Source organism: Mycobacterium sp. TH-M116 (assembly GCF_057473685.1).
Genome location: NZ_JBYCLC010000074.1, coordinates 1 through 2,853, shown reverse-complemented (window position 1 = coordinate 2,853; position 2,853 = coordinate 1). Strand labels below are relative to the sequence as shown.

The 2,853-nt window shown below is 70.0% G+C and carries 2 protein-coding genes and 1 pseudogene; 2 read left to right on the top strand and 1 reads right to left on the bottom strand.

Annotation, left to right across the window (positions count from 1 at the left end; translation table 11 throughout):
• On the bottom strand, nt 1–1,181 hold a 1,181-nt coding region (locus AC2VOK_RS03670; RefSeq protein ID WP_428899272.1), incomplete at its 3' end, for a Clp protease N-terminal domain-containing protein.
• 268 nt (nt 1,182–1,449) lie between these two features.
• Between AC2VOK_RS03670 and AC2VOK_RS03665 the strand changes: the two genes are divergently transcribed.
• Both AC2VOK_RS03665 and AC2VOK_RS03660 read left to right on the top strand, forming a co-directional pair.
• Nucleotides 1,450–2,604, top strand: coding sequence for an FAD-binding oxidoreductase (locus tag AC2VOK_RS03665; protein ID WP_428899271.1), 1,155 nt, complete (start codon nt 1,450–1,452; stop codon nt 2,602–2,604).
• Between the two features lie 22 nt (nt 2,605–2,626).
• Nucleotides 2,627–2,853 (top strand): annotated as a pseudogene (locus AC2VOK_RS03660) (aldose 1-epimerase); the annotation flags it as partial.

Sequence of the window (2,853 nt, the reverse complement as noted above, 5' to 3'; positions counted from 1 at the left end):
AGGTCGATGGCCTTGTCCGGCAGGAAGCGGGCCGTGATGTAGCGGTCGGACAGCGTGGCCGCGGCCACCAGGGCCGAGTCGGTGATGCGCACGCCGTGGTGCACCTCGTAGCGGTCCTTGAGCCCGCGCAGGATGCCGACGGTGTCCTCCACCGACGGCTCGCCCACCAGCACCTGCTGGAAGCGGCGCTCCAACGCGGCGTCCTTCTCGATGTATTTGCGGTACTCGTCGAGCGTGGTGGCCCCGACCAGGCGCAGCTCGCCGCGGGCCAGCATCGGCTTGATCATGTTGCCGGCGTCCATCGCGCCCTCGCCGGTGGCGCCGGCGCCGACGATGGTGTGCAGCTCGTCGATGAAAGTGATGATCTGACCGGCGGAGTTCTTGATGTCGTCGAGCACCGCCTTGAGTCGCTCCTCGAACTCGCCGCGATACTTGGCGCCGGCCACCATCGAGCCCATGTCGAGCGAGATCACGGTCTTGTCGCGCAGGCTCTCGGGCACGTCGCCGGCCACGATGCGCTGGGCCAGGCCCTCCACGATCGCGGTCTTGCCGACACCGGGCTCACCGATGAGGACCGGGTTGTTCTTGGTGCGGCGGCTCAGTACCTGCACGACGCGGCGGATCTCGTTGTCGCGGCCGATGACCGGGTCGAGTTTGCCTTCGCGGGCCCGGGCGGTCAGGTCGGTGGAGTACTTCTCCAGCGCCTGGTAGGTGGCCTCGGGGTCGGGACTGGTGACCCGCGCGCTGCCGCGCACCTTCGCGAACGCCTCACGCAGGGCCTGCGGCGAGGCGGCGTGGCCGGTCAGCAGCTTGGCGACGTCGGAGTCGCCGGTGGCCAGGCCGACCATCAGGTGTTCGGTGGAGACGTACTCGTCGTCCATCTCGGTGGCCAGGTGCTGGGCGGTCGTGATGGCTGCCAGTGATTCGCGCGACAGCTGCGGCTGCGCGCTGGCGCCGCTGGCCTGCGGCAGCCGGTCCAGCAGGCGCTGGGCCTCGGCGCGGATGGTCGCCGGCTCGACTCCGACCGCCTCGAGCAGCGGCGCGGCGATCCCGTCGGCCTGCGTCAGCAAGGCCATCAGCAGGTGGGAGGGCCGGATCTCGGGGTTACCGGCGGATGAGGCCGCCTGCAGCGCCGCCGTCAGCACTGCCTGGGTCTTGGTGGTCGGGTTGAAAGAATCCACGACGCCTCCGTTCGGGTCGGGTACGAATGAAAATGCTTGTCGCGTTGTCTAACGCCGTCAAGGTTGAGTCTGTTCCGCTCAAGTCGGCCGAAAGTCAAAAGTGCCGGTCGACGTGCCGGCCCTGCGGGCTGCCTGCTCCTGCGCGACGGTCCTGACTCCACCGCGAAGCTGCCCCGGCACGCCGAACGGATGACCATTGTCGACCTCGCTGCTGACCTGAATACCGAGGATCAATCGCCGGCGCGCGGCGCACCTAGAATTCCGTTCCGTGAGCCTGGAGGACCGGGAGTCGTTGCGGGTGCTGTGCGAGGCGGTCGCGCAGGACGCGCTCGTCCACCGGTTCTACACGCACTGGTTCGCTCTCGACGCCTCGGTGCGCGACCTGTTCCCGGCCGAGATGGCCGGCCAGCGGGCGACTTTCGCCCAGGCGTTGCGCTGGGTCTACGCCGAGCTGGTCGAGCAACACGCCGCCGAACCGGTGGCCTTCCTTGCCCAGCTGGGCCGCGACCACCGCAAGTACGGCGTGCTGCCGACTCACTACGGCACCCTGCGCCGCGCGTTGCACGTGGCGCTGCGCGACCATCTCGGCCAAGCCTGGACCGAGGCCGTCGACGCGGCCGCGATAGCGTCGCTGAACCTGATCACCGGGGTGATGAGCGGTGCCGCCGACGCCGAGGAAGGCCCCGCCTGGTGGGACGGCACGGTCGTCGAGCACCTCCGGGTCTCCCGCGATCTCGCGGTCGTACGCCTGCACCTGGACCGCCCGATGGACTACCACCCCGGCCAGTACGTCACCGTCCAGGTCCCGCAGTGCCCCCGCCGCTGGCGCTACCTGAGCCCGGCCATGCCGGCCGACCCGGACGGCGGCATCGAGTTCCATGTCCGGGTGGTCCCCGGCGGGCTGGTCAGCACCGCCGTCGTCGCAGAGACCCGCCCCGGCGACCGGTGGCGATTGTCGAGCCCGCACGGCGCGCTACACGTCGACCGGGACGGCGGCGACGTGCTGATGGTGGCCGGCAGCACCGGCCTGGCGCCGCTGCGCGCACTGATCCTGGACCTGGGCCGCTACGCGGTGAACCCACGCGTACACCTGTTCTTCGGGGCCCGCTACCGATGCGAGCTCTACGACCTGCCCACACTGTGGCAGGTCGCGGCGCACAATCCGTGGCTGTCGGTCTCGCCGGTCTCCGAGTACGGCGCCGACCCGCCCTGGGCCGCCGACTATCCCGACTGCACCCCGCCCCGCGGGCTGCATGTGCACCAGACGGGCCGCCTGCCGGAGGTGGTGACCAGATACGGTGGGTGGGGTGACCGGCAGATCCTGATCTGCGGCGGGCCGGACATGGTCGGGGCCACCAGGGCCGCTCTGATCGCCAAAGGCGCTCCGCCGGAACGCATCCAGCACGACCCACTGTCCGGGTGAGTTGAGGTAACCGAGGTAGGGCATGCACATCGTGACACTGCGCGACCCCTCCTCGCCGGTCGCCGCCCGGTTCGTGCCGGAGGCCGGGATGATCGGCGTATCGCTGACCGACAACGGGGTCGAGCTACTCGGCCAACGTCGCGGCCCGGACGCCTACGTCAAAGCCGGCAAGACGATGGGCATTCCCATCCTGTACCCGTGGGCGAACCGGTTGGGCGGTGACACCTACACCGCGCAGGGCGTGACGGT